The sequence below is a fragment of the Enterococcus sp. DIV1094 genome, assembly GCF_017316305.2.
Classification (GTDB): domain Bacteria; phylum Bacillota; class Bacilli; order Lactobacillales; family Enterococcaceae; genus Enterococcus_B; species Enterococcus_B mangumiae.
In genome coordinates, this window is sequence record NZ_CP147250.1 from 2564855 (window position 1) to 2591153 (window position 26299).

The 26299-nt window shown below is 37.1% G+C and carries 37 protein-coding genes and 1 pseudogene; 24 read left to right on the forward strand and 14 right to left on the reverse strand.

Annotation, left to right across the window (positions count from 1 at the left end; genetic code table 11):
- The first annotated feature begins 60 nt into the window (after positions 1-60).
- The 4 genes from DOK79_RS12225 to DOK79_RS12240 are packed head-to-tail and all read left to right on the forward strand — an operon-like array spanning position 61 to position 2308.
- Positions 61-489: a DUF1310 family protein gene (locus DOK79_RS12225; RefSeq protein WP_206857825.1), complete on the forward strand. Its 429-nt coding sequence runs from the start codon at positions 61-63 to the stop codon at positions 487-489.
- Positions 470-1717, forward strand: a complete 1248-nt coding sequence (locus tag DOK79_RS12230; protein ID WP_206857823.1) for a hypothetical protein — start codon at positions 470-472, stop codon at positions 1715-1717. Before DOK79_RS12225 ends, DOK79_RS12230 begins: the two co-directional genes overlap by 20 nt.
- A gap of 2 nt (positions 1718-1719) precedes the next feature.
- Positions 1720-2049 carry a hypothetical protein gene (locus tag DOK79_RS12235; protein ID WP_206857820.1) on the forward strand — a complete coding sequence of 110 codons (330 nt, stop codon included), beginning with the start codon at positions 1720-1722 and terminating at the stop codon, positions 2047-2049.
- Between the two features lie 19 nt (positions 2050-2068).
- The gene (locus tag DOK79_RS12240; RefSeq protein ID WP_206857818.1) at positions 2069-2308 is read left to right on the forward strand and encodes a hypothetical protein; all 240 of its coding nucleotides are present in this window, start codon (positions 2069-2071) and stop codon (positions 2306-2308) included.
- Positions 2309-2374: 66 nt separating this feature from the next.
- On the opposite strand, the gene DOK79_RS12245 is transcribed toward DOK79_RS12240, so the two are convergent.
- Both DOK79_RS12245 and DOK79_RS12250 read right to left on the reverse strand, forming a co-directional pair.
- Positions 2375-3331: a permease prefix domain 1-containing protein gene (locus DOK79_RS12245; RefSeq protein WP_206857816.1), complete on the reverse strand. Its 957-nt coding sequence runs from the start codon at positions 3329-3331 to the stop codon at positions 2375-2377.
- Positions 3328-3660 (reverse strand): helix-turn-helix transcriptional regulator, encoded by a 333-nt coding sequence (locus DOK79_RS12250; RefSeq protein ID WP_206857808.1) that lies wholly within the window; start codon positions 3658-3660, stop codon positions 3328-3330. Before DOK79_RS12250 ends, DOK79_RS12245 begins: the two co-directional genes overlap by 4 nt.
- A gap of 257 nt (positions 3661-3917) precedes the next feature.
- Between DOK79_RS12250 and DOK79_RS12255 the strand changes: the two genes are divergently transcribed.
- Positions 3918-4052, forward strand: a complete 135-nt coding sequence (locus DOK79_RS12255; RefSeq protein WP_277989385.1) for a hypothetical protein — start codon at positions 3918-3920, stop codon at positions 4050-4052.
- Between the two features lie 110 nt (positions 4053-4162).
- Positions 4163-5746, forward strand: a complete 1584-nt coding sequence (gene abc-f / locus DOK79_RS12260; protein ID WP_206857806.1) for a ribosomal protection-like ABC-F family protein — start codon at positions 4163-4165, stop codon at positions 5744-5746.
- Between the two features lie 116 nt (positions 5747-5862).
- On the opposite strand, the gene DOK79_RS12265 is transcribed toward abc-f, so the two are convergent.
- The 3 genes from DOK79_RS12265 to DOK79_RS12275 form a co-directional block, all read right to left on the reverse strand.
- Positions 5863-6696, reverse strand: a complete 834-nt coding sequence (locus DOK79_RS12265) for an undecaprenyl-diphosphate phosphatase (RefSeq protein ID WP_206857805.1) — start codon at positions 6694-6696, stop codon at positions 5863-5865.
- A gap of 155 nt (positions 6697-6851) precedes the next feature.
- A complete protein-coding gene (locus DOK79_RS12270; protein ID WP_206857804.1) occupies positions 6852-7556 on the reverse strand; it encodes a histidine phosphatase family protein in 705 nt (234 codons plus the stop codon).
- A gap of 23 nt (positions 7557-7579) precedes the next feature.
- Complete coding sequence (locus DOK79_RS12275; RefSeq protein WP_206857803.1) at positions 7580-8206, reverse strand: MBL fold metallo-hydrolase; 627 nt, start codon at positions 8204-8206, stop codon at positions 7580-7582.
- Between the two features lie 320 nt (positions 8207-8526).
- On the opposite strand from DOK79_RS12275, the gene DOK79_RS12280 reads away from it, so the two are divergent.
- A complete protein-coding gene (locus DOK79_RS12280) occupies positions 8527-10875 on the forward strand; it encodes an ATP-dependent DNA helicase (protein WP_206857802.1) in 2349 nt (782 codons plus the stop codon).
- A 59-nt stretch (positions 10876-10934) separates the two neighbouring features.
- Here DOK79_RS12280 and DOK79_RS12285 read toward each other — a convergent pair whose 3' ends face one another.
- Positions 10935-11429, reverse strand: coding sequence for a YajQ family cyclic di-GMP-binding protein (locus tag DOK79_RS12285; protein ID WP_206857801.1), 495 nt, complete (start codon positions 11427-11429; stop codon positions 10935-10937).
- Between the two features lie 154 nt (positions 11430-11583).
- On the opposite strand from DOK79_RS12285, the gene DOK79_RS12290 reads away from it, so the two are divergent.
- From DOK79_RS12290 to DOK79_RS12305, 4 genes are all read left to right on the forward strand, one after another.
- Complete coding sequence (locus DOK79_RS12290) at positions 11584-12531, forward strand: YitT family protein (protein ID WP_206857800.1); 948 nt, start codon at positions 11584-11586, stop codon at positions 12529-12531.
- Positions 12532-12631: 100 nt separating this feature from the next.
- Positions 12632-12970, forward strand: coding sequence for a metal-sulfur cluster assembly factor (locus tag DOK79_RS12295; protein WP_206857799.1), 339 nt, complete (start codon positions 12632-12634; stop codon positions 12968-12970).
- Positions 12971-13545: 575 nt separating this feature from the next.
- The gene (locus DOK79_RS12300; protein ID WP_206857797.1) at positions 13546-13710 is read left to right on the forward strand and encodes a hypothetical protein; all 165 of its coding nucleotides are present in this window, start codon (positions 13546-13548) and stop codon (positions 13708-13710) included.
- A gap of 162 nt (positions 13711-13872) precedes the next feature.
- A complete protein-coding gene (locus DOK79_RS12305; protein WP_206857789.1) occupies positions 13873-14349 on the forward strand; it encodes a hypothetical protein in 477 nt (158 codons plus the stop codon).
- Between the two features lie 140 nt (positions 14350-14489).
- Here the strand turns inward: DOK79_RS12305 and DOK79_RS12310 are convergent.
- Positions 14490-14640, reverse strand: a pseudogene (locus DOK79_RS12310) (phosphoribosylanthranilate isomerase); the annotation flags it as partial.
- 227 nt (positions 14641-14867) lie between these two features.
- On the opposite strand from DOK79_RS12310, the gene DOK79_RS12315 reads away from it, so the two are divergent.
- The 4 genes from DOK79_RS12315 to DOK79_RS12330 are packed head-to-tail and all read left to right on the forward strand — an operon-like array spanning position 14868 to position 16689.
- Complete coding sequence (locus tag DOK79_RS12315; protein ID WP_206857786.1) at positions 14868-15338, forward strand: ASCH domain-containing protein; 471 nt, start codon at positions 14868-14870, stop codon at positions 15336-15338.
- A gap of 10 nt (positions 15339-15348) precedes the next feature.
- The gene (locus DOK79_RS12320) at positions 15349-15807 is read left to right on the forward strand and encodes a GNAT family N-acetyltransferase (protein ID WP_206857784.1); all 459 of its coding nucleotides are present in this window, start codon (positions 15349-15351) and stop codon (positions 15805-15807) included.
- A gap of 14 nt (positions 15808-15821) precedes the next feature.
- Positions 15822-16220 carry a FosX/FosE/FosI family fosfomycin resistance hydrolase gene (gene fosX, locus DOK79_RS12325; protein ID WP_206857781.1) on the forward strand — a complete coding sequence of 133 codons (399 nt, stop codon included), beginning with the start codon at positions 15822-15824 and terminating at the stop codon, positions 16218-16220.
- Positions 16221-16242: 22 nt separating this feature from the next.
- Entirely contained in the window at positions 16243-16689 is a 447-nt protein-coding gene (locus DOK79_RS12330) for a GNAT family N-acetyltransferase (RefSeq protein WP_206857766.1), read from the forward strand.
- 87 nt (positions 16690-16776) lie between these two features.
- On the opposite strand, the gene DOK79_RS12335 is transcribed toward DOK79_RS12330, so the two are convergent.
- Positions 16777-17355: a helix-turn-helix transcriptional regulator gene (locus DOK79_RS12335; protein ID WP_206857764.1), complete on the reverse strand. Its 579-nt coding sequence runs from the start codon at positions 17353-17355 to the stop codon at positions 16777-16779.
- Between the two features lie 268 nt (positions 17356-17623).
- On the opposite strand from DOK79_RS12335, the gene arsC reads away from it, so the two are divergent.
- From arsC to DOK79_RS12350, 3 genes are all read left to right on the forward strand, one after another.
- A complete protein-coding gene (gene arsC, locus DOK79_RS12340) occupies positions 17624-18055 on the forward strand; it encodes an arsenate reductase (thioredoxin) (protein ID WP_242542342.1) in 432 nt (143 codons plus the stop codon).
- Positions 18056-18134: 79 nt separating this feature from the next.
- On the forward strand, positions 18135-19001 hold the full coding sequence (locus DOK79_RS12345) for an AraC family transcriptional regulator (protein WP_206857752.1): 867 nt from the start codon (positions 18135-18137) through the stop codon (positions 18999-19001).
- Between the two features lie 138 nt (positions 19002-19139).
- Entirely contained in the window at positions 19140-19718 is a 579-nt protein-coding gene (locus tag DOK79_RS12350) for a ClbS/DfsB family four-helix bundle protein (RefSeq protein ID WP_206857750.1), read from the forward strand.
- 37 nt (positions 19719-19755) lie between these two features.
- Here DOK79_RS12350 and DOK79_RS12355 read toward each other — a convergent pair whose 3' ends face one another.
- Positions 19756-20370 (reverse strand): LysM peptidoglycan-binding domain-containing protein, encoded by a 615-nt coding sequence (locus tag DOK79_RS12355; RefSeq protein WP_207699347.1) that lies wholly within the window; start codon positions 20368-20370, stop codon positions 19756-19758.
- Between the two features lie 340 nt (positions 20371-20710).
- Between DOK79_RS12355 and DOK79_RS12360 the strand changes: the two genes are divergently transcribed.
- Positions 20711-21145, forward strand: a complete 435-nt coding sequence (locus DOK79_RS12360) for a universal stress protein (RefSeq protein WP_206859434.1) — start codon at positions 20711-20713, stop codon at positions 21143-21145.
- A gap of 67 nt (positions 21146-21212) precedes the next feature.
- On the opposite strand, the gene DOK79_RS12365 is transcribed toward DOK79_RS12360, so the two are convergent.
- A complete protein-coding gene (locus DOK79_RS12365; RefSeq protein WP_206859433.1) occupies positions 21213-21470 on the reverse strand; it encodes a glucose uptake protein in 258 nt (85 codons plus the stop codon).
- 168 nt (positions 21471-21638) lie between these two features.
- On the opposite strand from DOK79_RS12365, the gene DOK79_RS12370 reads away from it, so the two are divergent.
- Together DOK79_RS12370 and DOK79_RS12375 are read left to right on the forward strand one after the other, a co-directional pair.
- Complete coding sequence (locus DOK79_RS12370) at positions 21639-21902, forward strand: hypothetical protein (RefSeq protein ID WP_206859432.1); 264 nt, start codon at positions 21639-21641, stop codon at positions 21900-21902.
- A 22-nt stretch (positions 21903-21924) separates the two neighbouring features.
- Positions 21925-22113, forward strand: coding sequence for a hypothetical protein (locus tag DOK79_RS12375; RefSeq protein ID WP_206859428.1), 189 nt, complete (start codon positions 21925-21927; stop codon positions 22111-22113).
- Positions 22114-22267: 154 nt separating this feature from the next.
- Here the strand turns inward: DOK79_RS12375 and DOK79_RS12380 are convergent, their stop codons facing one another.
- Positions 22268-22453, reverse strand: coding sequence for a hypothetical protein (locus DOK79_RS12380; protein WP_206859426.1), 186 nt, complete (start codon positions 22451-22453; stop codon positions 22268-22270).
- A gap of 159 nt (positions 22454-22612) precedes the next feature.
- On the opposite strand from DOK79_RS12380, the gene DOK79_RS12385 reads away from it, so the two are divergent.
- Positions 22613-22984 carry a YxeA family protein gene (locus DOK79_RS12385; protein ID WP_206859424.1) on the forward strand — a complete coding sequence of 124 codons (372 nt, stop codon included), beginning with the start codon at positions 22613-22615 and terminating at the stop codon, positions 22982-22984.
- A gap of 105 nt (positions 22985-23089) precedes the next feature.
- Here the strand turns inward: DOK79_RS12385 and DOK79_RS12390 are convergent, their stop codons facing one another.
- Both DOK79_RS12390 and DOK79_RS12395 read right to left on the reverse strand, forming a co-directional pair.
- Positions 23090-23521, reverse strand: coding sequence for a hypothetical protein (locus DOK79_RS12390; RefSeq protein WP_206859423.1), 432 nt, complete (start codon positions 23519-23521; stop codon positions 23090-23092).
- A gap of 59 nt (positions 23522-23580) precedes the next feature.
- A complete protein-coding gene (locus DOK79_RS12395) occupies positions 23581-24336 on the reverse strand; it encodes a C39 family peptidase (protein WP_206859421.1) in 756 nt (251 codons plus the stop codon).
- Between the two features lie 269 nt (positions 24337-24605).
- On the opposite strand from DOK79_RS12395, the gene DOK79_RS12400 reads away from it, so the two are divergent.
- Together DOK79_RS12400 and DOK79_RS12405 are read left to right on the forward strand one after the other, a co-directional pair.
- Complete coding sequence (locus DOK79_RS12400) at positions 24606-24803, forward strand: hypothetical protein (RefSeq protein WP_206859419.1); 198 nt, start codon at positions 24606-24608, stop codon at positions 24801-24803.
- Between the two features lie 249 nt (positions 24804-25052).
- The gene (locus DOK79_RS12405) at positions 25053-25541 is read left to right on the forward strand and encodes a hypothetical protein (protein ID WP_206859435.1); all 489 of its coding nucleotides are present in this window, start codon (positions 25053-25055) and stop codon (positions 25539-25541) included.
- A 62-nt stretch (positions 25542-25603) separates the two neighbouring features.
- Here DOK79_RS12405 and DOK79_RS12410 read toward each other — a convergent pair whose 3' ends face one another.
- The gene (locus DOK79_RS12410) at positions 25604-26203 is read right to left on the reverse strand and encodes a nitroreductase family protein (protein ID WP_206859417.1); all 600 of its coding nucleotides are present in this window, start codon (positions 26201-26203) and stop codon (positions 25604-25606) included.
- Positions 26204-26299: the final 96 nt, after the last annotated feature.

Sequence of the window (26299 nt, forward strand, 5' to 3'; positions counted from 1 at the left end):
CTGAAAAAAACTCTTAAAAAAGAGATAACATAAAAACATTAAAGAAAAAGGAGGTCATTTATGAAGCGAAAACCGATCAAAAAGCGCCAAATCGTATTGATCATCGCTGGCATATGCCTATTATGGATAGGAGGAACGATGTACATGAACCATTTAAAGTTAGAAGAAGAAATGATTAAGATAGTCGAAAGTGAAGAAGCAAAAATCGTTTTTGAAGCAGGGCTGAAAAATATAGAACCAAAGGCGCTGACATCTGAAGGCGTCATAAAAAGTTATAAAATTGATTATGAAAGTATTAAGAGGAATCCGATGGGCGGTATAAGCGTGCAACTGATTATCAATGATAATGATGAACTACTTGCTTATAATATTTTAAACCGCTATATGATAAACGGGCAACTTGGTGAACTAGAAAATGGTGGTGGAGGTTGGTCTAATGCACTTGATAAATTATTAAAAGAAGGGATGGATGACAGTGAAGAATACTGAAAAGGATAAGGTTGAAATAGCAAAGAAGCAATACGAACAATTAGATAGGGACAGTCCTTTTTCAATAAATAATAATAAAATAAATATCGGCTACGTCTCCCACATCAATAGCAAATTCACCGGAGAACAATCCTTTATCATCACCGATACCAAATATGTACCGTTATCCGCACCTCTCAGCGAAAGGGAAAATGTAAAAGAAGTTACTGTTTTGTATCGTGGTTCGTCGTTTGATTCTTCATTGGATACTAAATTAGATTGGATATACAACAATTTTTATACAGCTTTTCAGGTGATCAATGGTGGTGGGTCAACTGGAATGCCTCAGCTCCAGTCTTCTGCTGTTACGCTTCAAAAAACATTGAAAGCTTATCCAAATGCTGAATTCAATGTATATGGGCACTCTTTAGGATCAATGAATGCGCAATATGCGTTGGCTAGTATCAGTTCAAGTGATGCTGATCGAGTCTATGGCTATGTGTATCAGGGGCCGAATATCTATGAAGTATTAACACCTGAACAAAAACAGCAAGCGGATTATTTGACCGAAGAGTATCGTGTGTTGAATTACATTGATTCAAAAGATTTAGTTACGATTGGTTACGGGAACGGCAAAAAGGCAGTTGGACAGATCGTTTATCCATTATCTGAACCGCTGGGCTTGATGGGAACGATCGATCAACATATGTGGGGCGGTTACCAATTTGATGAAGATGGTGATTTATTAACAACGAATGGTAGTGGCAATGTATTAATCGAATATCAGAGACGATTGAAGGAAAGATCGTTTGCTGGTCTTATGGGTACTTGGGGGAGTCAAGCAGGAGGAATGTCGACAATTAAAGAAGTCTACCTTGATGCAGTTCAAGCTAAAAGTATTGTCTCGGGAATGAAATCAGTGATTGATGAAAAAATCACTGATCTGATGACGGTCTATCAAACGGGTATCGATCAGGCAAACGAACTGTGGCAAGCGACAATAGCTAGTGCTCGTTCATTTGGAAGCAACCTTACAGAAATGGAACAAATAGAAGCATTAGAGCAAGGGGGAGTCACTCGACAACAAGTATTGATCGAACCAGTCACTGATTATGAAGCGTCGTTGAATCAACTTCGCTCGATCAAATCAAGTTATGAAGATCTGATTTACCAAATCAATCGAACGATCGAGCGCCAGATACAATTGGATAGTGAACTAGCAAGCCAATTTAAGAAAGGAACATTCTAGTGATGACTGATAATGAATCGAAAGAAATGAAACAAATCGAAGAGATTTATTGGCTAAAAAAATTAGAATTAGATAATAAAATGGCGGATCTTGAAGCAGAAAAACGTTCATTTAATCGCTATTTGGATCAATTAGCAGAAAAAATTCCAATGATTCAGCGACTATTTTCAAATGAAGAAAGTATCGATCCTCGTGTTGCGTATCGTTTGATCAATGATACAAGAGAGGAAGGACAATATCTTGTACGCAAAGCATTACATAAAATCGAGGACGAATTAGCAGAAAATCAACAAAACTATCATTCAGCAAAATCCAACCATAAAAATTTTTAAATGGAAAGGAATGAAAACAATGTTTGATGAGCAAAGACAAGAGTTAGAAAAAGCACTGATTACTTTGTTTACCGCTAGAAGGGCCCGCGTTAGTTCAGATACAAAAAAGAACACCATCCAAGTCACGAGAGACCTCACGAATCAAGAACTAAAAGAGCTGACGAAACAATACAGCGATCGTTTGACTGATTCTGCAAAAGGGGAATGGGTAGATAAGGCAACTAATGTGGTGCAAAATATTACAGAATCTTTTAGTTAGAAAAAACCTCTCAATAAAAAAGTCGAATCGACCCGAAAATCTCGAGTGATTCGACGAAAAGAGCAGTTATTTACGTTTTAATTTTTCAAGGAAATAATCTTCAAAGATGCCACCTAACACAAAGATGAGCCAAGAGTAACCCCAGCTTCGGGTCAAGAAGGACCAAACCATATAAATGACGAAAATACTTGGCCAGTATAGGCGTTCAAATAAACGAATCGATTCAGCTGAGTCACCGTACATGTGTTGTGAAGCTCGTGGTCCTGGCTCATCTTCATCTGAGATAAAGAAAGTGCCTTCTGCCACTTTTGTGAACCAAGTATAGATGATGCTGACATAAACGATAAAGAATACGCCTAGTGCAACAGAAGCGAAGAAAAGCAAGAAAGACAAGCCCGTCGGTAGACCTATCGCTATTTTGACAAAAAAAGGTGTCACGGAAAGAATACATAAAATGATACCCAAAACTAAACCTACACGGAAACTTTTCGCGTAATTCTCTGCTTGTTGACTTGCCTCTATTTTTACTTGTTGAGAGTAAGGACGATCATTTAACTTCTTCTTTGTTGCTGAATAACTCAAACTTGAAGTAATGATTAGACCAACACCAAGAGCAATCAGGATAAACATGATTAATAGTCCAATCATTTCATTCAAGCTATTCGCGAGAAACAGCATCATACCTAAACCTAAAATACAGAGAGCAATACCAGCTGAAAGGAATAGAGAAAAGTTGCGGACCTTATCCCAAAAAGAAAGAGCTTCATCGAGTTCGATTTCATTTTCCCAGATTTCTTCATCAAAAGCTGAACGTGAAAGTTCCAATTCTTGCAATAATTCATCAATCGAGCCAAATTCGCTGATGACTGCACCAATTGCTTCATGTTCTGATTTGCCTTCTTCTAATAATCCATGATACTGATCTTCCATGATTGCTAATAGATCTTCTTTGGCTTTTTTCGTTTCAGGTGTGATCGGTACATTCAAAAATAAACTATCTAAATAATCTTTAATGGTTTTCATGTTGCTCCTCCTTGTAGAAAACGGTCAACAACGATCTTTGTTTGCTGCCACTCGTCTTTTTTTTCTTCTAATAATTTCTTCCCAGCACTACTGATTCGATAATAGGTTCGCTTCTTTCCATGGGTGACTTCGCCAGGATAAGAAAGGATCAGTCCTTGCTTTTCTAAGCGTGTAAAAGCGGAGTATAAGGTTGTTTCCTTGATGACATACATTGAATCAGTTCCTTCACGAATCTGTTTTGAGATTTCGTATCCATAGGAGTCTTCTTTGGAAAGAATTGATAAGATGATGGCATCATTATACCCACGAATTGCATCACTTGATATCACTTGATCGCCTCCTTTGTAATTACTCCATCTGTCGTAATAATTATAAAACAATTACTACGACAGGTAAAGTAAATAAAATAAATTATTTACAATTCAGTCTCAGGTCCTAGTTTTGTTTTTTAGAGAAAGTGTAGGTGAACACAAGAAGAATAGACTTGAGACAAGGTTGGCTATTTTTGGTAAGGGTTTCATTTGAACTTTGATTTTTGATTTGATACAATTGAACAAATAGATAGTGAAAGGGAGGGACATATTAAATGGAAAGCTTGACTAAAATAACAGAAGCCAATAATTTTTCTAGATATCATATCAGCTTTAGTCATGCAATTATTTTTGTATTTTCTATTCAAGGCACCAGTGCGCTTAAAAATAGAAAAATCAATCAAAAATAAATGACCATTCAATATGTTTATTCCATTTGTAGCTACTCAACGAATAAATGAAATAACAAAAGGTCATGAATTTTTCATGGCTTTTTTGATTGGTCTTGAGGAGCGAGAAAATGTATATTCAAGCAAATAAGATCAGTAAAAATTATAGTGGGGTCCCACTTTTTGAAAATTTAAGTTGTGTGATCAATCAACAAGATAAAATCGGATTGATTGGACAAAATGGAACCGGAAAAACTACACTTCTTCAAATTCTGATGGGAACTGAAGGGGTAGATGAAGGAACAACTAGTAGAAAAAAAGGACTATCGATCGGCTACATTCCACAAAAACTGGAAAATGGCTCAATCGCTACTTTTGACTATGTCTATCAAAGCTTTAAAGAGATCCATGATTTGCAAAAGCAACTTCATTATTATGAAGAAAAAATGTGTAGCCCAACTGAAGATCTGGACCGTATCATGAAAGTCTATGGTGACTTGCAGCAACGATTTGAGACGATGGGCGGCTATGGCTTAGAAGATCGGATAACTAGTATTCTAAAAGGCTTAGGACTTGATAGACAGCTTTTAACACCACTGGATCAGTTGAGTGGAGGCGAACGTATCCGAGTAGAGTTAGCCAAAGTATTGATACAAGAAAATGATGTTCTTCTATTAGATGAACCAACGAATCATCTTGATCTTGACTCTGTTCAATGGCTGGAAGAATATCTGAGGCTAACAAGTTGTGCCTTTCTCGTGATTTCCCATGATCGGGCTTTTCTCGACAATGTAGTCAAAAAAATATTGGAGATCGAGGACGGTCAGATAATCGAATATCCAGGGAATTATAGTCGTTACATGACGTTGAAACAATTACGAGTACAAGAACTCCAAAAGAATCATGAACTTCAACAAAAAGAAATCAAACGATTGAAGTTAATGATTCGCCGGTATCGTCAATGGGGAACTGAAGGGGACAACGAAGCATACTTAAAAAAAGCGAAAGAAATCGAGCGAAGACTAGAGAAAATGACGATCATCCATGCACCAGCCGTACCGCGTAAAAAGCTAACGAAGATCCGTCAGGAAAATCTTTCTGGTAAGGAAGTGCTGATTGCCAAAAATATCAAGAAAACAATAGGTAACAAATGCTTGTTTTCAGATAGTTCTTTTATGGTCTATCGTGGCGAACGGATCGCACTATTGGGTAAAAATGGCTCTGGTAAATCCACACTTCTAAAAGTAGTGATAGGCGAAACCGAAGTAGAGGAAGGGTCAATTAAAACTGGCGCAAGTATCTCCATTGGTTATTTGCCTCAGCGATTGTCGTTTGACCGCCCTGAACAGACGATATTACATTATACGAAGTACTTGATATCTGATGAGCAGAAAGCGAGACAAGTCTTAGCAAATTTTGGATTCTTTAGTGGGGATGTCGCTAAAAGAATCAAAGATCTTTCCGGAGGAGAACAAGTAAGGCTGTACCTTTTGAAACTGTTCCAGAAAAAAATCAATGTGTTGATCTTAGATGAACCTACAAATCACTTAGATATCTATGTCAGAGAAGAAATCGAAGAATTGCTGGCTTCGTTTACGGGGACAATTTTAGCGGTTACGCATGATCGTTATTTCTTACGAAAGAATTTCGATCAGATATTGTTGTTAGAAAATGAAAAAATCGAAAAGCTGTTGTATGAGGATCGGTCGCTTTAGAAGGAAGAAGTAATAAAAAAAGTAGTAGGCTCATAGGTTATGAGCTTACTACTTTTTTCATACTTGTTGCACGGAGCGATGATTTAACTGGTCAACGATAAGTGTATCATTGTATCTTACATTGCGATAAACCAGTAACCGATCAAGATAACCCCTAAAATGATGCGATACCATCCAAAAACAGTAAAGTCATTACGTTTCAAGTAGTTGATCAAGAACTTGATTGCAAAAATCGATACAACGAATGAAACAACAGTACCAACTAACAGAATAACTACTTCTTCCATTTGGAAACTATTCCCATCTGCAAGGTATTTCACGATTTTTAATCCACTGGCTCCAAACATCACTGGAATACCAAGGAAAAATGAAAACTCCGTTGCGACAAAGCGAGAAGCCCCGATAAGAATTGCTCCGAGGATCGTCGCACCAGAGCGAGAAGTACCAGGAATCAATGCTAAGACTTGGAAAGCACCAATCAAAATCGCTGCTTGAAAAGTCAAATCATTCAAAGTCGACCAACGAGGTGTTTTGTTTTTGTTTCGTTTTTCAACAATGATAAAGCCGATACCGTAAACGATCAAAGCGATCGCTACTGGTAAAAATTTATAAAAATGAGCGTCTAACCAATCGTCCAATAATAAACCAATAATGGCTGCTGGAATACAAGCAACGAGTACTTTTGACCATAAAACCCAAGTATCTTTTTTCTCGATCGAGGATTTACTCGGTGCAAAAGGATTCAACTTGTGGAAATATAAAACAACGACGGCTAAAATCGCGCCTAATTGGATCACGACATTGAACATTGACATGAATTGTGAACTCGCATCAAGCTTGATGAATTCATCGGCTAAGATCAAATGTCCTGTACTACTGATGGGCAGCCATTCTGTGATTCCTTCAATGATTCCTAGAATCGCTGCTTTTATGATATTTGAAAAAAACATAAATTCCTTCCTTCCCAATTAAAATACAACAATTAGTATACCGTTCTTTGTTTCTAAAGCCAAATTGTTTCTTCAAACTTAAAGCAAAACTAAAGACGTGAAAAAAATAAGCACACTGAAATCCGAAGACTTCAGTGCGTTTATTCGCTAACTTTCTACATAAATGATTCTCTTGTTTGTTGCTTTCCTTGCTCGATATAGCTTGTGTCATTGACACTTTCAATTGAAAAACGACCATTTTTATAGGTTACTTTTGTGACACTTCCATTCAACAAACCTGCGCGTACCGGTTGACTAGGATCGATCAGACTTAGCAGAAAAGCAATCGTTAGTCCATGAGAAACAACCAATACATTGCCGCCGTTGTTTTTCTCACATTGGTGTGCGATATCCTCAAAACCTGACCAGACACGTTCTTTTAACTCTGCATAAGGCTGTGCCCATCCGGCAGTGTCCGTTTCATAGATGGCATTGGCGATTTGTTCAAAAGTAACATCTGTGGTGAACATTTCATCGTACGTTTGAAAGTTTAGTACGCGAGGAATGACACCCCACATTTCCATATCGTAGCCACCTTCTAAAGAACCAAAGCACCACTCGCGAATCCGCTTATCGATAAAATAAGGGATTTCTTTACCTTTGTTATGTTCGCCTAAAATGATACGTGCTGTTTCGATTGCTCGACCACTGTCGCTTGAATAGGCATAAGAAAAATCGATGTCTTTTAGACCTTTTCCTAGAAAGTGGATACCTTCTTGACCTTGTTTCGTCAATGGGGTGTCACACCAGCCTTGCACACGTTCAATTGTATTGAACATGGTTTTACCATGACGGACGATATATAGGGTTGTTTCACTCATTTTGAACGACCTCCTAAGTTTGATTAAGCATTAAAAAATGGATTAGTTTTTTTCTCGTGTTCAATGGTTGTTGGCTCTCCATGGCCAGGGTAGACCACAAATTCGTTCGGTAAAACAAAAAGCTGTGTGGTAATACTATAAAGTAACTGCTCTAAATTGCCTGTATAAAGATCTGTGCGGCCAATACTTCCTTTGAAAAGGGCATCACCAGAGATAACAAAATCATCAAAAATAAAGCTGACACTACCCGCAGAATGTCCTGGAGTTGGTACGACTTCAAAGGACATATTGCCAAGATGATACTGTTTCATTTCAAATTCATATTCTGCTGGAGAAACAATGATATTTTCCATATCATCATGTCGTCCAAGTCCTGAAAGATTCAAGATCGGGTCGCCAAGCCATTCTTGTTCTAATGGACTGACATAAACAGGGATATCATATGTTTTTCTTAATGCTTCGACAGCGCCAATATGGTCGTAATGTGTATGCGTCAACAAGATAGCGACTGGTTGCTGCTGCGTTTTTTCGATTTGTTCTTGGATCATCTCAGCATCTGCGCCTGGATCGACGATCAAAAGCGCTTCATCATTGTAGACAAGGTAACAGTTTTCCTCGATTGTTCCGGTTTTTAATTGTAAAACATGCATAAAAGAAACCTCCAACTTTTAAAAAATTCTTTCTAGTTTCTATCGTTCGATATAAGTATAACGCAAATATTGGCTTGAAACAAAGGTGTCTACTTAATATAACAGGACTTATCTGAATTATCAGATTATATGAAAACTGTCTAAAGATTTTAAACGTAAGAATAGAATTTTTTCATGGAAATTTCATTTATCATTGTTACATTGAATGTATCCAAAAATCCAAATTCTATATCCTATATCCCTGCTTATCCGAGCAGGGTGTTTTTGTTTTTTGCGAAAGCTACTATTTTGCGGTACTCTATTACAAGAAGGAGGCGACCATGGTGAAAAAATCTAAAATCTCTGTCCGTCATTTAGTCGAGTTCATCTTGCGTCGCGGCAGTATCGATAACCGAAAGAAAAGTAATCATACCGCCTTAGAAGGTGCTAAAATCCATCGCAAGCTCCAAAAAGAAGCAGGAGAAGAGTACCAAAAAGAAGTATTTTTACAAATCAACGTACCACTTGATCCCTATGAATTGATCGTTGAAGGACGAGCAGATGGGATCTTTAAACAAGATGGTGTGTATTACATTGATGAAATCAAAACGTCAGAACCACGGTTTGAAGACTTAGAACCAGAACAAGTCGAGCTATTTTTTCATCAAGCGAGAGTCTACGCCTACATTTACAGTCAGGAAAACAACTTGGAGGAAATCAATCTTCAATTGACGTATTACCAAACAACGGAAGAAGTGATCACACGAAGAGTTGAGCATCAGACGAAAGAGCAACTGGAAGTGTTTTTTAAAAAACTGACTGAGGATTACCAAGAGTGGTTGATTTTTCAGGAAAATTGGCGGACTCTCCGTAATGCCTCATTGATGGCACTGAAGTTTCCTTATGAAAAGTATCGTAAAGGGCAAAGGGAGTTAGCTGTGGCGGCGTATAAAACGATTCGCACAAAACAAAAACTGTTTGCGGAAGCACCAACGGGTACAGGGAAAACGATCTCTACATTATTCCCAGCGTTAAAAGCGATTGGGGAAAATGAAGGAGAACGGATTTTTTATTTAACAGCGAAGACCATTACGAGACAGGTGGCAGAAGATGCGTTAGAAGCGTTGAAGGATGTCGGCGCTGAAACAAAAAGCGTAACATTGACAGCGAAAGATAAGATTTGTTTTTTAGATGAAACGACCTGTAATCCAGATCAATGCCCATATGCAAATGGCTATTATAACCGTATCAATGAAGGATTATGGGATTTATTGAATCATGAGAATCAGATCACTCGTGAAATCATTGAAAAATATGCAAAGAAGCATACTTTATGTCCATTTGAACTTTCTTTAGATGTCAGCTTATGGTGTGATGTGATCATCGGAGATTATAATTATCTTTTTGATCCGACGGTTTATTTAAGACGTTTCTTTGAAGAAGAGAAAAATGAAAATCATCTTTTCTTGATCGATGAAGCCCATAATCTAGTCAATCGTTCCAGGGAAATGTATTCCGCCGAACTATCTTATGGAAAAGCACGCAAAGTCTATAAAGAGATCCCTAAAGAATTTAAAAAACTACGGCGTCGTTGGAACCGTCTTTTAAAAGCTTTTGATCAGATCCAAGAAATTGCCCTTGAAGAAGGCTGGAACTATCATCATCAAAAAGCACCAGCGGATTCCTTGATCAAAGCAGGATTTCAACTCGGTGAATTCATCCAAGAATGGTTGGCTGAATTTCCAGAACATCCAGTACAAGAACAAGTTTTAGGCTTTTATTTCGATTTGCTGCACTTTTTAAAAATCAGTGATTTCTATGATGATCACTATGAAACGACTGTGGAGAAAAGCTATCACGATTTAGTGGTGAAGCAATTTTGTATCGATCCTAGTTCATTCTTAGAGCAATCGCTGAATAAAGGACGTAGTAGCCTCTTATTTTCTGCTAGTTTTTCACCGTTATCCTATTATCAAGAAACATTAGGAGGAAAGGAAAGCCTAGCCTATTGCTTACCAAGTCCTTTTCCAGTTGATAATCAACAAGTACTCGTAGCAAGTTACCTCGAAACGACGTATCGAAAAAGAGAACAAAGTTTGCCACGATTAGTTGAAACGATCCAACGATTCATTGAAGGGAAAACAGGGAATTATATGATCTTCTTTCCCTCGTATCAGTATTTGGATCAAGTCGCAGAACTGTTTAAAGAGACATATCCTGAGAGAAAGACGCTCATTCAAGGAACAAATATGAATGAAGAAGAAAGAGAAGAATTCTTAGCAAAATTCATGGTTGAACCGCAAGAAACATTAGTCGCTTTTTGTGTACTTGGCGGGATTTTTTCTGAAGGGATCGATTTACGAGGATCACGATTGATCGGTAGCATGATCGTTGGAGTCGGATTACCACAAATGAATCACGAACAGGAATTGATCAAATCCTACTTTGATGAAAAAGAAAATCTAGGATTTGCTTACGCCTATCAGTTGCCAGGGATGAACAAAGTATTACAAGCGGCAGGACGTGTGATCCGTGACATGGATGATCAAGGAATCGTCGTTTTAGCAGATCAACGGTTCTCCTCACCGAACTATCGCAAACTCTTCCCACCGCATTGGCAACAAGCGAAAGAAGTTCGAACGGTAGAGGCATTGTCACGCACGATCCAAGAATTTTGGCAAGACCACTAAAAAAGGACGAAGCGTAAAGCTTGTCCTTTTTTGATGTGCGCTCAATAAGTACTTATTGACTAACGGTAGTTTGTAAATTGCAATTCGATCGGCAAGTCTAATTTTCTTAAAAGTGCGATCACTGCTTGTAGGTCGTCACGACTTTTACCAGTCACGCGGATTTGATCTTCTTGGATCTGTGTTTTTACTTTCAGTTTTTCATTTTTGATCGCTGTGGTGATCTTTTTACCGTTATCTCGGTCGATCCCATTGACTAGATCAGCGGATTGACGTGCTTTCCCACCTAAAGCATGTTCCGTTTCAGAAAAGTGGATATTTTTGATCGGTACATTGCGTTTATTCAATTTTCCAAACAAAACATCTTTGATTTGCTCGATTTTAAATTCATCGTCACTTAGTACGACCAGTTTATTTGTATTCTCTAACTTGATCTCAACTGTTGAATCTTTGAAATCAAAGCGATTAGTCAATTCTTTAGTTGTTTGTTGGATTGCATTTTTTACTTCTTCGACAGATACTTCTGAAATGATATCAAAGCTTGCATCTTTTGCCATAAGGTCCTCCTCGTACATTCGTTTTCTTTTATTGTAGCATAGGCTTATTTTTTTGTGACCTCTTTACTAAAATTCTTCTCATTTAAGTAGGGACTATTTTATTTTCTGGAATAAACTGTTATTCTTACATTTGAAATAAACTTGAAAAGGAGAGGTGCTTGTGAGCAGATTCATGACTGTCTATCAAAGAAACGAAAATCTTAAGAAAATAGTGGTTATCTTGATGACCGGTTTGACTGCAGCGGTGGCATTGAATTATTTTCTGATTCCAGCCAACGTCTTTTCTGCAGGAATGAACGGGATCGCCCAAATCATTGCTTCACTATTATCTGAATGGGTTCATATAGATGTCGATACTGGAACATTTATTTTTCTATTGAATATTCCTGTATTTATATTAGGCTTTTTAAAAGTCGGAAAACGTGCAACTGTACTTAGTTTCATCAACGTTGTTTGTGTGTCAGTCATGACAACGGTGTTACCGACAGGACAAGTGACAGATAATATTTTGATGAACGCATTAGTCGGTGGTGTTTTACTTGGTGTGGGTGTCGGTATTTCACTAAAAATGGGTTTTACGACTGGTGGGATGGATATCATTTCATTAGTTCTTTCTCAAACAACAGGAAAAACTGTAGGAAACTACATGCTGATTTTAAATGGGATCATCGTCGTCGCAGCAGGTTTCCTCTTTAATTGGGAAAGTGCCTTATATACGATCATCTCGATCTATGCGATGACCCAAGTCATCGATGCGATCCATACGAGTCATCAAAAAGTGACTGCCATGATCGTGACAGTAAAACCAGAAGAAGTCACAGCTGCAATTTCGCAACGGATGGTGCGTGGAATGACTTTGTTACCTTCAGTAGGTGGATATTCCAAACGTGAAGGAAAAATGATCATGATGGTTATCACACGCTATGAAATGTATGACCTTGATCAGATCGTCCATGAGATCGACGAAGATGCATTTATCAATATTTTACCAACACACTCCGTCTTCGGTCGTTTTGCCAATGAAAATGAACAAAGAATGTATCGTTCAACGGGCGTTTTTCCTGAAATCAAACAAACTTCAAAAAAGGTAAAAACTAAATAAACAAAATTTCTGTCTCAAGAGAGAGACCGGAAATGAATATTTACAAATACCTTAAAAAAAGGTATGATAAACAAAACTTGTGAGAAGGAGAATCCGAAGAATGAGTGAATCAAAATGGTCTGCTGAAGAAGTAGATGAAATCAAAGAGCGAATTCTCACCGCGTTAGAAATGGTGATTGACCCCGAACTAGGAATCGATATCGTGAACCTAGGCTTGATCTATGAAATCGAATTTGACCCTGAAACTGGAGATACTGTCGTTAAAATGACCCTAACAACAATGGGCTGTCCATTAGCCGACATCTTGACCGAATCAATCCACGATGCCTTAAAAGAAGTGCCAGAAGTAACTAAGGCAGAAGTCAAACTAGTTTGGTATCCCGCATGGACGACTGATAAGATGAGTCGTTATGCACGAATTGCGCTAGGGATTCGTTAGGTAATAGGTTCTTTAGAAGGTAGATCAAACCTGTAGTATAACTAATGATGAAGTAAACGTTGAACTCTTTTATTAACTTTTTTTGAAAAGTTGATAGGGGAGTTTTTTTTATCTTAGACAGCGCTACTATATGGATGAAAGTGAATAAAACAGTTCAAATAAAAATCTTTTTGCTTTTTTTGTAGTCATGCGATGCTTTTTAGCTTGGAGACAACCAAATTTTGAACGTAAGATGACAGAAATGGCTACTCGCTCAATGAAACTTTGTATTCTTTGAAAGAGAGGTATGCAGAAAGAGTGAAACTGATTCTTATTGATCCGCTACAATACTGGGAGTACTTTGTTTAAATACAACTATAAATTTAAACATTCGATATGAGTGAGCTATATTAAGAACAGGCTGGAAATTGCTAAATATATTAAAATCAATAGAACAATCATAAATCTTGATTTTAGTTTAAAATTTTAAGTATCGTTAGGGATAACGTGTGTACTTTCTATGTAACGTATTTAAATTACTGCGAAGAAATGATATAATCTATCATGTAGTTAATAATAATAAGGAGTCGGTATTTATGGCAAACATAAGTTTAGAACGTCCAATTATTTTATCTAAAGAAGATGTCAAAATTATTGAAAATACGCACCCCACAAAAAAATACTATGACTTATTAGAAAAGAAATCTAGTGATCATAGTAGCAACAAGGATCAAGTGCCTAATTGGATGAGAAAAAAATAATATGGACTATACTGTGATTTCATTAAGTAGACAGATCAAAATGCTGGTTGAAGTTATTAAAGAAGAGGAAACTGAGATTGGAAATAAAGCTCTTAGAAAAAAGGTAAGAGAACGCTTTTCGAACTTTGTAGAAGCTTCTTTTTTTGTGAAAATAATTCAGAAATGACTGAATTTTTAAAACATGATGCCATACAAAAAGAGCTTTATCATGCGACAAGGACGTATTTGATTTTTAAAGATGAAATACAAGAACATCTCTTAGGTTTTTTTACGTTAGCAATCAAAGATTTAGATATTAGCAAGCTTGAGATAAAAGAGAAAAAGAAATTAGTTTTTAACGGGAAATCACCGAGTAAAGTGGGCGTTGCACCCTCTTATCTAATTGCTCATGTCGCAAAGAATGATTATTTTTCTCAAGAATTTTCAGGAGAAAAAATCATTGAAGAAGCTTTATTAATTGTTGACGATGTTAGAAAATCAATTGGTGGAAAATTAATCATACTTGATAGTATTTGTATTCCAAAGGTGATGGATTTATATAAACAATTTGGATTCCGTGAAATTGGAGAAACATTTACATCACAAATTGGACAAGAGCTACAGTTGATGGTGCTTTCAATGCCTAACTCATTAGATTGATAAGAGAACGCTTGGAAATAAATTAATTAAGAGTATAGCATTTTTATGATAGGTTCTTTCTTGTAGACGAATTTTTTTGATTACATAAAACTTGTTGGTTTGCCAATTATATAAGCGATCTTTATCAGGCGCAGCCCAACCCAACCACGTGGGTCTCCAGGAACGTGGATATCGATATCTTTTGCTTGCCAGTCGATACGATAAACCTAAAGAACCTAGTAATAATGGAGTGATCTGGTGCTCGTTTAGTTTTTGAGTGATCAATAAAAATTCTTTGAAATGAAGTTCCATGGATGGTCTCCTTTTTTATGATTGATTGTATTGTACGTCTAATCTCCAATTGAATCCTGAGACTAAAACCAGCTTCTAACAAAAAGAGGAGCTGGTTTTTCTTTTCTCTAAAAAAATGATACTGCATCAATCCAAATGTACGCTTTGCAAGCGTTTGATCTTGGTTCGCTTAGACTCTTATTATTTGTTACACTTGATTTACGATCTATCAGAAAGAAGGTGACTGTATGAATCTAAAAGCACAAGAATATTGGGAACATTTTTGCTCAAAAAACGGTGTGGCGCACGCGTCACTCTATGAAATTCTTGCTTTTGGCAATACGAAAGAACACGCAGATGAATTAGCTGATCTGGTTTTAGCTGGAAAGAAAACGGGGACAAGCTCGGGTTATGAATTGTACCAGATAGATAATGAACCACTACCTAAAGTTGGTGATTACTCTGTAGTTGTGAATGGGTCTGATGTACCGATGGGGATTATTCAAACGGTCGAAGTAGCGATCGTACCTTGGAAAGAAATCACCGAAGAACAGGCAGCTACGGAGGGGGAAGGCGATCTATCTCTTGCTTATTGGCAAAAGGGGCATTACAAGTATTTCAAACCTTATTATGAAGAACATGGACTCTTGCTCAATGAAGAAACGAAAATCGTCTTTGAACGATTCAGACTAGTTGATCGATATCAGCCGAATGAGTAAGGAGAGATAAATGCGAATTTATTTAGTAGAAGAAGTAGTAGAAAAGAAAAAAATCGTTCAAGAAATCTTGGATGACTTGCCAGAATGGTTTGGTTTACCTGATTCAATAAAAGAATATGTCGAGGAATGCCAGAAGTTCCTGTTGTGGGTTCTTAAAGAAAATGGTCAATCGATTGGGTTTATCAGTTTGAAAGAAACAAGCAAAGCCACCGGTGAGGTCTATTGTATGGGTGTCAAAAAGGCCTATCATCATCAAGGAATAGGAAAGCGATTGCTACAGGAACTACAATCGTATGCCAAGGAACATTATAAGTTCTTACAAGTAAAAACAGTCGCTGAAGGAACATATGATACTTATGATCAAACGATTCGATTTTACCGAACAATGGGCTTTGTTGAATTAGAAGTATTCCCTACGCTATGGGATGCATGGAATCCATGCTTGGTAATGATCAAAAGTCTTAACTAGAAAAGGGGACAAAGATGAAACTCTCACATATGACATTTATCGTACGTGATCTAAGTCGTTCGACGGAAATATTTACGGAGATTTTTGCTGCAAAAGAAGTGTATTCAAGTAAGGAAAAGCAATATTCTTTATTTCCAGAAAAATTCTTTTTGATCGATGATCTATGGGTCGCACTGATGGAAGATCAGCAAGTGAAACTTCCGAAAACTTATAACCATATCGCTTTTGAGATTGCTCCTGAACAAATTCCATTGTATAAAGAAAAACTTTATCAGCTGGATCTCAAAATTGAAGAAGGTCGTTCGCGCGTATCAGGAGAAGGGGAATCGATTTATTTTTATGATGACGATGATCATTTGTTTGAACTTCATGCGGGGAATTTAGCTGATCGTCTGAAGAAGTATGAAGAATAACTAAAAGTTTAGGAGCAATGGTATGATCAAAAAAGTGCAAAAGCTAGACCAACAGATGATGGATCGACTACTTACTATTTGGTTAAAGACCAATGTCGAAACACATGATTTTATTGATGCGACCTATTGGCATGAGAAAAAAGTTTTGCTAAAAAAAGAGTTGCCGAAAGCAGAAATCTATTATTATGAAATTGAAGGTCAGATCGTTGGTTTTATGGGAATCATAGATGAATCTTATTTAGCTGGTATTTTTGTCGATTCAATGTTTCAGAATAAAAAAATCGGCCAAAAATTGATTGAAGCAGCGAAAAAAGAAAAGGAACGAATAGCCTTACATGTTTATCATAAGAATCAACGAGCGATACGCTTTTACGATAGAAATGGCTTTAGAAAAGTGGCTGAACAAATCGATGAATCAACGAATGAAAAGGAATATCTCATGGTCTGGGAGAGAACTGAACAGATTTAATGAGTACAAAAATCGCTTGCTCCGATTCCAAATAGTAAAAAAACAAGATCCATCCTTGAAGGCAGATCTTGTTTTTTTGCTTGATTACTAGCGATTGAAAAGTATAAATGGCAAACTTGCGAGTAATGCGATCACTCCACAGACGAGCGCAAACAAAATGACGATTCCTGCCTTTTCAATTAGACTTCTGGTCTTGTATCTTTGTTTACGAAGAGGTTCGACATCTTTGTTCTCCATGAAAGCAACGATTTCTTTGTAGGTTTTGATATTTTCTTGTTTTTTGAGTCGATCGACTTTTATTGCACCGTACATGCTGATGGTCCAAAAAAGCAAGGGAAGCATAAGTCGCCAAATCCCAGGTAAAAACAAGGATGGTCCTACTGAAATCAAGGTGAGAAGCATAAAGCCTAACATGACCTTGGTATATTTGTTTATTTCAGAAAGTGGTATATTTTCTTTCATCTTTTCTACATCTCCTTTGACTAATTCATCTAAAGAAACGTCAAATAAGACACTCATCAATAGTAGATTATGAATATCGGGATAGCTGCGCTCATTCTCCCAGTTTGAAATCGTTTGTCTTGAAACATATAACTTTTCTGCTAATTCTTCTTGGGAGAAAGCTAACTGTTTACGATATTTTTTGATTTGATGACTTAAGTCCATCGTATCCGCTCCTTCTGATCTCAGCATAAATGAAAAGGCAAAAATCAACGATCAAAGGTTTTTGTCATTGGCGAAATCAACGTGTAAAAAGTCTTTGACATGTTTGTAAATGCTGATAAATCAATCTTTTTCGTTTTCTAATTTTATGTAAGATTATGACTATTTTTTTCGTGAACTGTCTCTTTTTTGTCGTTAAGAGCAATCTGCGTCTAAGTTTATGATATCATAAACTTAATCCTTAAAGGAAAAGCGGAATGGAGGAATGGTTTTGGACAAAACAACAGATGTGAAAAAGAAACTCTATTTTTTATGTACAGGTAATTCTTGCAGAAGTCAGATTGCCGAAGGGTACGGGCATGAATATTTGACGGATCAATTTGAAGTTCGGAGTGCTGGAGTGGAGACACACGGCTTGAATCCACGAGCAGTCAAAGTGATGGCAGAAGATGGAGTCGATATTACAAGTCAAACATCCGACTTGATTGATCCGGATTATTTTAACGATGCAGATTTAATTATCACACTGTGCGGAGATGCGTTGGATAAATGCCCGGTGATTCCTGCTCATATTCGCCATGAACATTGGGATCTAGAAGATCCAGCGAAAGCTACTGGGACAGAAGAAGAGATTATCGCTGAATTTAGAAAAACTCGCGAAATCATCAAAGACAAGATCAAGGCTGTTGCTAACAAAGCCTAGGGTGTATTGATTATTGTGGTCTAAGAAAAATCAAGTGATGATTGTACGAACCTTGTAAACTAAGTAGTGAGGTGAGAGGATGAAAGAATTGAACGAACTGATCGCTTACATCGAAGAACGCTTAACAAGTGAGATCAAGTTAGAAGAAGTGGCACGACGATTGGGTATTTCAGAATATCATTTGAAACGGACTTTCTCGTTTGTTGCGGGGATATCTTTGTCGGAGTATATCAAGAATCGGCGACTTGCTTGTGCCAATGAAGATCTTGCTAAAGGTGAAAGTGCAACAGTTACAGCTTTTAAATATGGCTATCAAACGTTAGAAGGTTTTTCGAGAGCGTTTCGTGACTGGACAGGCTACTTGCCTTCAGAAGTCAAAAAAGCAGGAGTTTATAAATCTTATCCTAAACTTGCCTTTCACTTAGAAATCAAGGGAGGAAACTCAATGGATTACCGAATTGAAGAAAAAGATGCCTTTGCAATTGTCGGAGTATCAAAACGTGTACCGATCCAATTTGAAGGAGTCAACCAAGCAATTATCGAATTAGCAAAATCAATCACAGAAGAACAAAAAGAGGAAATGCACGCGTTGGGTGATCTCGCACCTTATCAAGTGGTGAATGCTTCCTTTCAATTCGATGAAAGACGCTTGGAAGAAAAGGGCGATTTGACACACATGATCGGTTTCTTAACCTCAAAAATCGACCATTGTGAAAGTTTACAGCAACGGATCATTCCTGCACACACATGGGCTATTTTTCCAAATCAAGGACCTTTTCCAGAAGTCTTACAGACGACGATGGCAAATATTTTCTCAGAATGGCTGCCAACCTCTGGATATGAGTTGGTTGAAGCACCCGAGATCTCATTTACCAAATGGCTTGATCAAGAAGAGGCCTATAGTGAAGTGTGGATCGCTGTCACAAAACAGAATACAAATCGTTGAATCAAACGAGTAGTATCAGAGAATGGTAGTTCATTCTAGGATATTACTCGTCTTTTTTTGAGAAATCAGGCATACTAGAATTATAGTTTGATTGGAAACGTTTTAAAACGAATGTGATTTTTTGATAAGGAGAAGTTTATGAGACCAAAGTCAAGAGAGGAATTATTGACACTCGCAGCTGAAAATTATGAGAAGTTAAATCAGTTGATTGAGTCAGTACCGATTGAACAAAGAGAAGCAACCTTCGATTTCGATGAAGCATTTCTAGAAAAGAAAAAAGAAACGCATTGGCGAAGGGATCAAACGATCAAAGATGTGTTGATCCATCTCTATGAATGGCATTGTTTGCTATTGAAATGGGTGACACATAATCAACTAGACGAAGCAATTTCTTTTATACCAGAACCATATAATTGGCGAACGATTCCTGAAATGAATCGTGGGTTTACTAAAAAGCATAAGTCTACTACCTTAGAACAAGCGACTGACTGGTTCAAGAATAGTCATGAAGAAGTGATGCGATTGGTTCAAAGCTTCGATAATGATCAGCTATTCCAAAAAAATCAATATCCTTGGGTGGGGAATACGACGCTAGGCAGTTATTTTGTATCTTCTACATCGAGTCACTATGATTGGGCAATCAAAAAAATCAAACAAAGTCAAAAGCAGAAGCAAAAAACAAAGGCAGTTAACGCAGAAAAAGAGCAAAAAAAATAGGAATCTATAAGATTCCCATTTTTCAAACTCGCTCTTTTTAGTACCAACCGTTAGCTAACCAGAAAGCTTTTGCTGCGTCCCAAGAGCCATAACGAGAGGCAACATATTGTTCTGCAACTCTTTCTTGGTTGGCAGCTGAGTAGTCACCATTCAAGTAAGAAGAGTCTAATTGGTAACGGCCGATGTAGCGTCCGTTTGTTGCTGTGTAAGAACCGCTAGATTCTTTTTGTGCGATCCATTCTTTCGCATCGTTTGTACCAGTCGAAACTGCCACTTCAGCAGCAGGAGCTTGTTCAACAACTGGTGCTTGTTCGACTACTGGAGTTTGTTCCACTACAGGTGTTTCCACAACTGGAGTAGTTTCTTGAACAGGAGCAGCAGGAGCTTGAGTAGCTACAGGAGCTGTTTTTTGTTCGCCAGTAGGAATTGTTAGTTCTTGACCTGAAAAGATCAGGTGAATGTTTGAGATTGAGTTTGCTTCGGCAATTGTTTGGATCAAGGAGTTGTCACCAACGTATTTTTGAGAAATCGTTGATAAAGTATCACCTGATTGAACAGTGTAGGCTTCGTCTGCATGTGCAGAAGTACCCATAAATAAAGCAGCGCCGGCAGCCAAAGTTGTTCCAAAAAGAATTGTTTTAAGTGATTTCATGAAAGATCTCCTTCGTGTTTTAAAAAGTTATTTGATTAGCTGTTTCGCTAACGAGTAATACTTTAACACGCGATCATATTTCATAGGTGAAAGATACGTGACAGTTTGTGACAAAAGTGCATTTTATGTAACAAATGTATGTTTAAATAATGTGCGTTTTAATTAGAAAAAAATCATAAATGGATAATCATGCGCTTCTGACATTTGTTTTTTATTAGAAAGATTCAAAAATGAAAAAACGAAAAAGACGCAAATTATTTTTCACGAACCAAGAAAAAAGTGAATTTTTTATAAAATTCGTACAAAATGATACACTAAAAGATATAAGGAGGCGGTACTAATGGGTAAAATGTATAATAAAATAATGGTGGCAATTGATGGTTCAGCGAAAGCAGAGAAGGCTTTTGCTGAAGCTTTAGAGTTAGCGAGGGATAACCAGGCGGAGTTATTGATCGTTTCGATCATCAATAAAATTGAATTGACGCATAGCGCCTATGCATTCTCAAAAATCTATGCAGAAGAAAAGCAAAAAACGGAAGTAGAATTATTGAAGAGAATCAATGATGCAAAAGAATTTGGTATCGAAACGATCCATGCAATCGTCGAAACTGGTGATCCGAGAACATTGATCGCTACAGTATTGCCAAAACAAGAGTCGATCGATTTGATCGTGATGGGTGCAACTGGTAAAGGATCGATCCAACAAGCATTGGTAGGATCAACAGCTTCTTATGTAGTGACACATGCGCCATGTAATGTATTAGTAGTAAAATAAATAGTAAGAATGAAAGCTGCGTTGTTCAAATTCAACGTGGCTTTTTTAGTGTAAACAGCTAGATAGTTTACTTCGGATGTTTGTAAAGATAAAAGATCCATAAGATCAATAGAATCATTGAAACAATCAAACCAAATTCATGAGAGAGCAATTTTCGAGTGGACTCCCAATGCCGCAAGGAAAAGATCCTGTAAGAGAAATACGCTACAGGAAGAAGTGCAATCAAAACGGTAACCTTACGTTTGGTCCACTTTGTGTAGTAGATCGCTAAAGCTGTCATTAGAAAAAAAGGAACATAAAAGACTAATTGTCCCAAAGTGTCCATATTATATACGCCTCCAAGGAAATGAAATCCATAATTAAAAATAACATTTTGTATGTTTTTACACAAGGGTAGATGTTATAAAATTTCTTGATTTTATAAAAAAGTCGTTTTTTTGATTCTTAGTTCACTTATTGTTATAATCCTTTTAAGGAAAGGGTGTAATGTTTCATGGACCAAGTAATTTTAGAAGTAGATCTACATTTAGTGAATAATATCCGTATTTACTACTATATAGTTAGCAATAGTGTGGAACCGCGCGTTTTGATGAACAAAATCGATGGTATTTTGTCAAAAACGGATTTTCATCAATTTACAGATGGGGAAGAGAGTTACTACAGCATTCCGGTTGAAAAAGTGATTTATACAAAAGTGAATGTGCGCAAAGATCTAGACACGAAAGAAGTACATGCACCGATATTCACTGAATACTGAAAGAAGCTGGAGGTTATCTGAGATGAATCCCTATGAGCAAATGATCCAAGATTTAATTGATGGAAAAATCGATAAAATAGAGGTCAAGCGTGAGGAAGTCATGGCTTTTCGCGAGGCGTGGTTAAAGCTTGAAAATCGCAAGTTTGTGGTCGGTAAAGCCCAATTGAATGGCTCTGTGACTTATCACTATGACCCTACAAGACTATTTTGATAGTAGGATAGGGCAGAAGGATGCCTTTTTTGAACATCGACTTTTCGCAAAAAAAGTCAAAGAAACTCTAAAAAAACCTCAACAATCATTGATTGTTGAGGTTTTTTTTTAGCTTCTGTCGTGTGAACTTTAATCATGAGATAGCGACACAACTTTATTTGAATAGATTTTTAAATTTGTCAGTTATTCCTTGAAAGTCGACATTTTGCAAAAATTCTTGGACTTTTTCTTTATAAGGACCTAGTTGTTCTTTATGCTCTTCGAAAAATGTTTTGGCTTCAGTAAAATTTCCACTTTGGACCAGATCTTTGATTTTCTGAAGTATTTCTTCTTTATTCATAATGAAACACATCCTTTCTTTCTTATAATAATAGCAGAAATAAAAGAGATTTTGTAAAAATAACTTCTGTGCGAAAGTCTGATAAAAAACTCAATCCACAGACGGATGTTAGAAATTTACCCACAGGATATACTCAAAGAGTAAATAGGAGGTAGGAAAATGAAAATAATCAAAGTTTTAGTAAGTATTGCAGTATTTAGTGGTTTGGCGTTATTTGGTTTAAAGTTTTACACGCAAGGGGCAAGTGGAGAATTGCCAGCAGTGATTGATCAGTTAAATCCATTGGTCACAAAGGGAGAAGTTTATGTGAAAACAAAACAACCAGATGAAGTCAATTCATATGGTACAGCAAAATACATTCAAAAAGCAGTTGATGCGAATGGAAATGAACGTGAGATCGAGTTTAATGGTATCTCCGTTTTAAAAGAAGATCGTTACTTGAAACTAACAAATAAAGGCGCCCATGTTGAAACGTACGAAGAAGTTTCAAGAGAAGCGGTTCCTGAAAAAGTATTATCAGTTATTGGTTAATTATATTTTTATTATGTAAACTACGAAATAAAACGGCACCATACTCAAAAAAACAAGCCTAAGAATGATCGATTCGTTACGTAATCTTTCGTTCTTAGGCTTATTTTATTTTTCTTCGTTTTTCTCAATATTCAGTTTCAATTGGTCGATCCGCCGTTCGATTTTTTTGATCAATCCACTAGGTAAGCCGATGATTTCTGCTGATGCTAAGACAGAAGAAAGCAATTGATATTCAAGTGCTTCTGCATGGATTTTACGGTAGATAGTCGCTAGGCGCTCAATGTATTCAAAATGGGTATAACCAGTTTGAATGATCAAAAATTTTAACAAATCGATCGCTTTTTCATAGTCTTGCTCAGAATAATAAGCTAGTGCTTGCCGATATAGTTTGATTTCTAGTAAATCAAGGGAAGCAGGGCTGTATCGATTTGTCCATTCATTGACTGACACTTTTTTTTGGATGTTCCCTGAAGTATCACGGACGAAAATGATTGGGATCTCATTCGGATCAGCCTTTTTATGAATAAATCGTTCCACAGCATCTCACTCCTTCCATGCGTTGTTAGCTTGAGTATAAGCTATTTTTCTAGGAATTACTAGTTCTTTTCTAAAGTGAGCATTTGACCACCCATTGCTTCAAACACTTGCTCGAAGTCATCGATGGGTACCGCCCGATTTTTTTCACCGTAAGGATCGTTGACATAGATCGACTGCTCATCAAAGCCAGTGACGACACAGGCGTGGACTAATGGAGTGACTTGTACTTCACCGTTTGCAGTCGCCCAAGTCATGAAGTCATATTCTGTTGGCACTTGAAAGTCGATCGTGACAGAAGTCCAGACCGGTTTGCCATCTCTGAGCGCAGATTTGATATCTGCCAAACGAGCATCTGTTTGCGGTTCGGTATGGTAATCGGTTTGCACGATTTCTTGAGCTAATGTAGCGATAGGTGGCACATAGACGCCCATTGCCCAATCGCCACCCCAGATCTCACCGACGAAACCTTCGTTTGGATCGCCATGAGTACCATCCTCATTGAAAACTAGAACATAATTCAACTGTTCGGCTAATTGATTTTTTGTAGTTTCATAGCCATAGAAGCGTAACAACATCGATAATGCAGTCACTTCGCAACCGTTCTCCAGGGCAGGTTCATCGAACTGATTTTCAATTGGCACATCGAGAAGTACTTGTTTTTCTTCGCTTTTGATCGTTTGCTCAACTTTTTCAGCAGATGAGGATAACGATTTTTTATCTTCTATTTGTTTATGAGTAAAGTAAAAGACGCTTGAAATCAACACGAGTGCTGTCCCAACGAGTAAGAATCGTTTTTTACCTTTTTGTTTTGACATGGAATTCTCCCCCAGACTGTTTTCTATTATAATTGTTTTTCTGTAAAAAACTACTGTAAACTTTTTTGATGCGTATAAAAAAACGAAAATTATCCAAAAAAACTACTTTTTGACAGATTCAGCTGTTTAAATTTGTGAAAACGAAAACAGTACGCTATAATGCGGATAGATCAAATAAGTTTTTGATCAAATCATCACTAACGACACACACAGATAAATAATCGATGATTTTCTGTGGCAAACTGTTTGAGTAGTTTAGGAGGATTTTGATGACGGAAGAAATGATTAATTTAGGAGAACAATATTCATGTAGGCCCATTGGTTTTACCAAAGCAGTTGTTGGAGAAGTTGTTTCAAAAATGACAAATTGCGCCGTAGTCAAAGTTGCCCAATGCGCTATAGAAGATCAAGAATTATTAGAAGAAAAAGCTAGCATGGTAGTAGCTAAGTATGATACATTTGAATAAGAAGATCTGGACATGCAACATCGAATAAGTAATGTTGCAGGTCCTTTTAAGGTTATGAAAGAAGCGTTTAACACGTCCTATGACCGAAGTGTTGCTCCTTGAATACCGATTATCTAGGTCGTGAAAAAAGTGATCTGATCTTAGCATTGCAGGTCAACTTTTGGATCACCGATCGTTTAGTTAAAGAAGGGGACAGGATTTACCCCTTGGATTTTCTAAGAGTTGAAAATAGAGGTGTGGATCGATAAGATGGTTTCCTTTTTAGCAATAGTTCTTTTTCTATTTGTCATCGTCATGTGTTTATTTCTTTGGCTGGTGCGCCGAGAAATCGTGTATAAAACGGTGCGGAATCGCTGGGTCTATTTAGTTGTTCCTTTTCTAGCTATACTTGTTCTATGGTATACATTGGTTAGTCAACCAACTTTAGATGAGTTAGTGAAAGGGGTCTTAGCTTCGCTTGTCTTATTGAGTTTCTTACTAGACAGTCGAGGTCTGACAACAGAAGGGTTAGTACTGAATAGTTTTGACCGTCGAGGCGTGCCTTTTTCTGAAATAAATAAAATTGTTCTTTACCAACCGAAAGATTCGAAAGAAGTCAAAATGAATTTTTTCCGAAATGGTTGGCGTGGACCGTTATTGAAGTTTTCTGTTTCATTAGAAGAACTGATTCCTTTTTTAGCGAAGCATTTAAATGATGATGCAGAACTTGATATCATGATTGAGCATGAAGACGAATAAATACTAAAATGAAAAACAGCTCCCTATTTTAGAATAGGGAGCTGTTTTTTGTCATTGACGAACTATGCACCAAAGACACGGAAACGATCTGCATCGTTCATATATTCTTTTTCGCCAGCTGGAGATTCAGGTGAACCAAAGACTAATTGTGCACGCAATTTCCAGTTTGCAGGAATTGACCATTCGTTTGCTACAGCTTCATCGATTACTGGGTTGTAGTGTTGTAAGTTGGCGCCTAAGCCTTCTTCGCTTAATGCTACCCAAGTGTTTGCTGTTGCGATCCCATTTGATTGTTCTGACCAATCTGGGAAATTGTCTGCATACAATGCAAATTGTTCTTGCAAGTTTTTGATAATATCTGTGTCTTTAAAGAATAAGACAGTACCATAGCCTTTTTTAAAGCTTGCTAATTTGTTTTGTGTATTAGGGAAAGCTTCAGCAGGAGTCAATGGACGTAATGCTTCTTCTGTCATTTCCCATAATTTTTCGTGTGCATCGCCGAATAGGATCACAGCACGTGTTGATTGCGCATTGAAAGCAGTAGGGCTTTCTTTGATTGCTTCTTGGATCAAAGCAGTTAGTTCTTCATTTGATTGTGAAACGTTGCGTCCTAAATCATAAATCGAACGGCGGTTTTTTAAGCTATTTGTAAATTCAGTCATAAATCAGTTCTCCTTTAAATCGCTTTTCTGCGTTTTTTTCTTGATGACAAAATGAAGTATATCACCTTACAAAAAGTAAGTAAAATGAAATGCTCA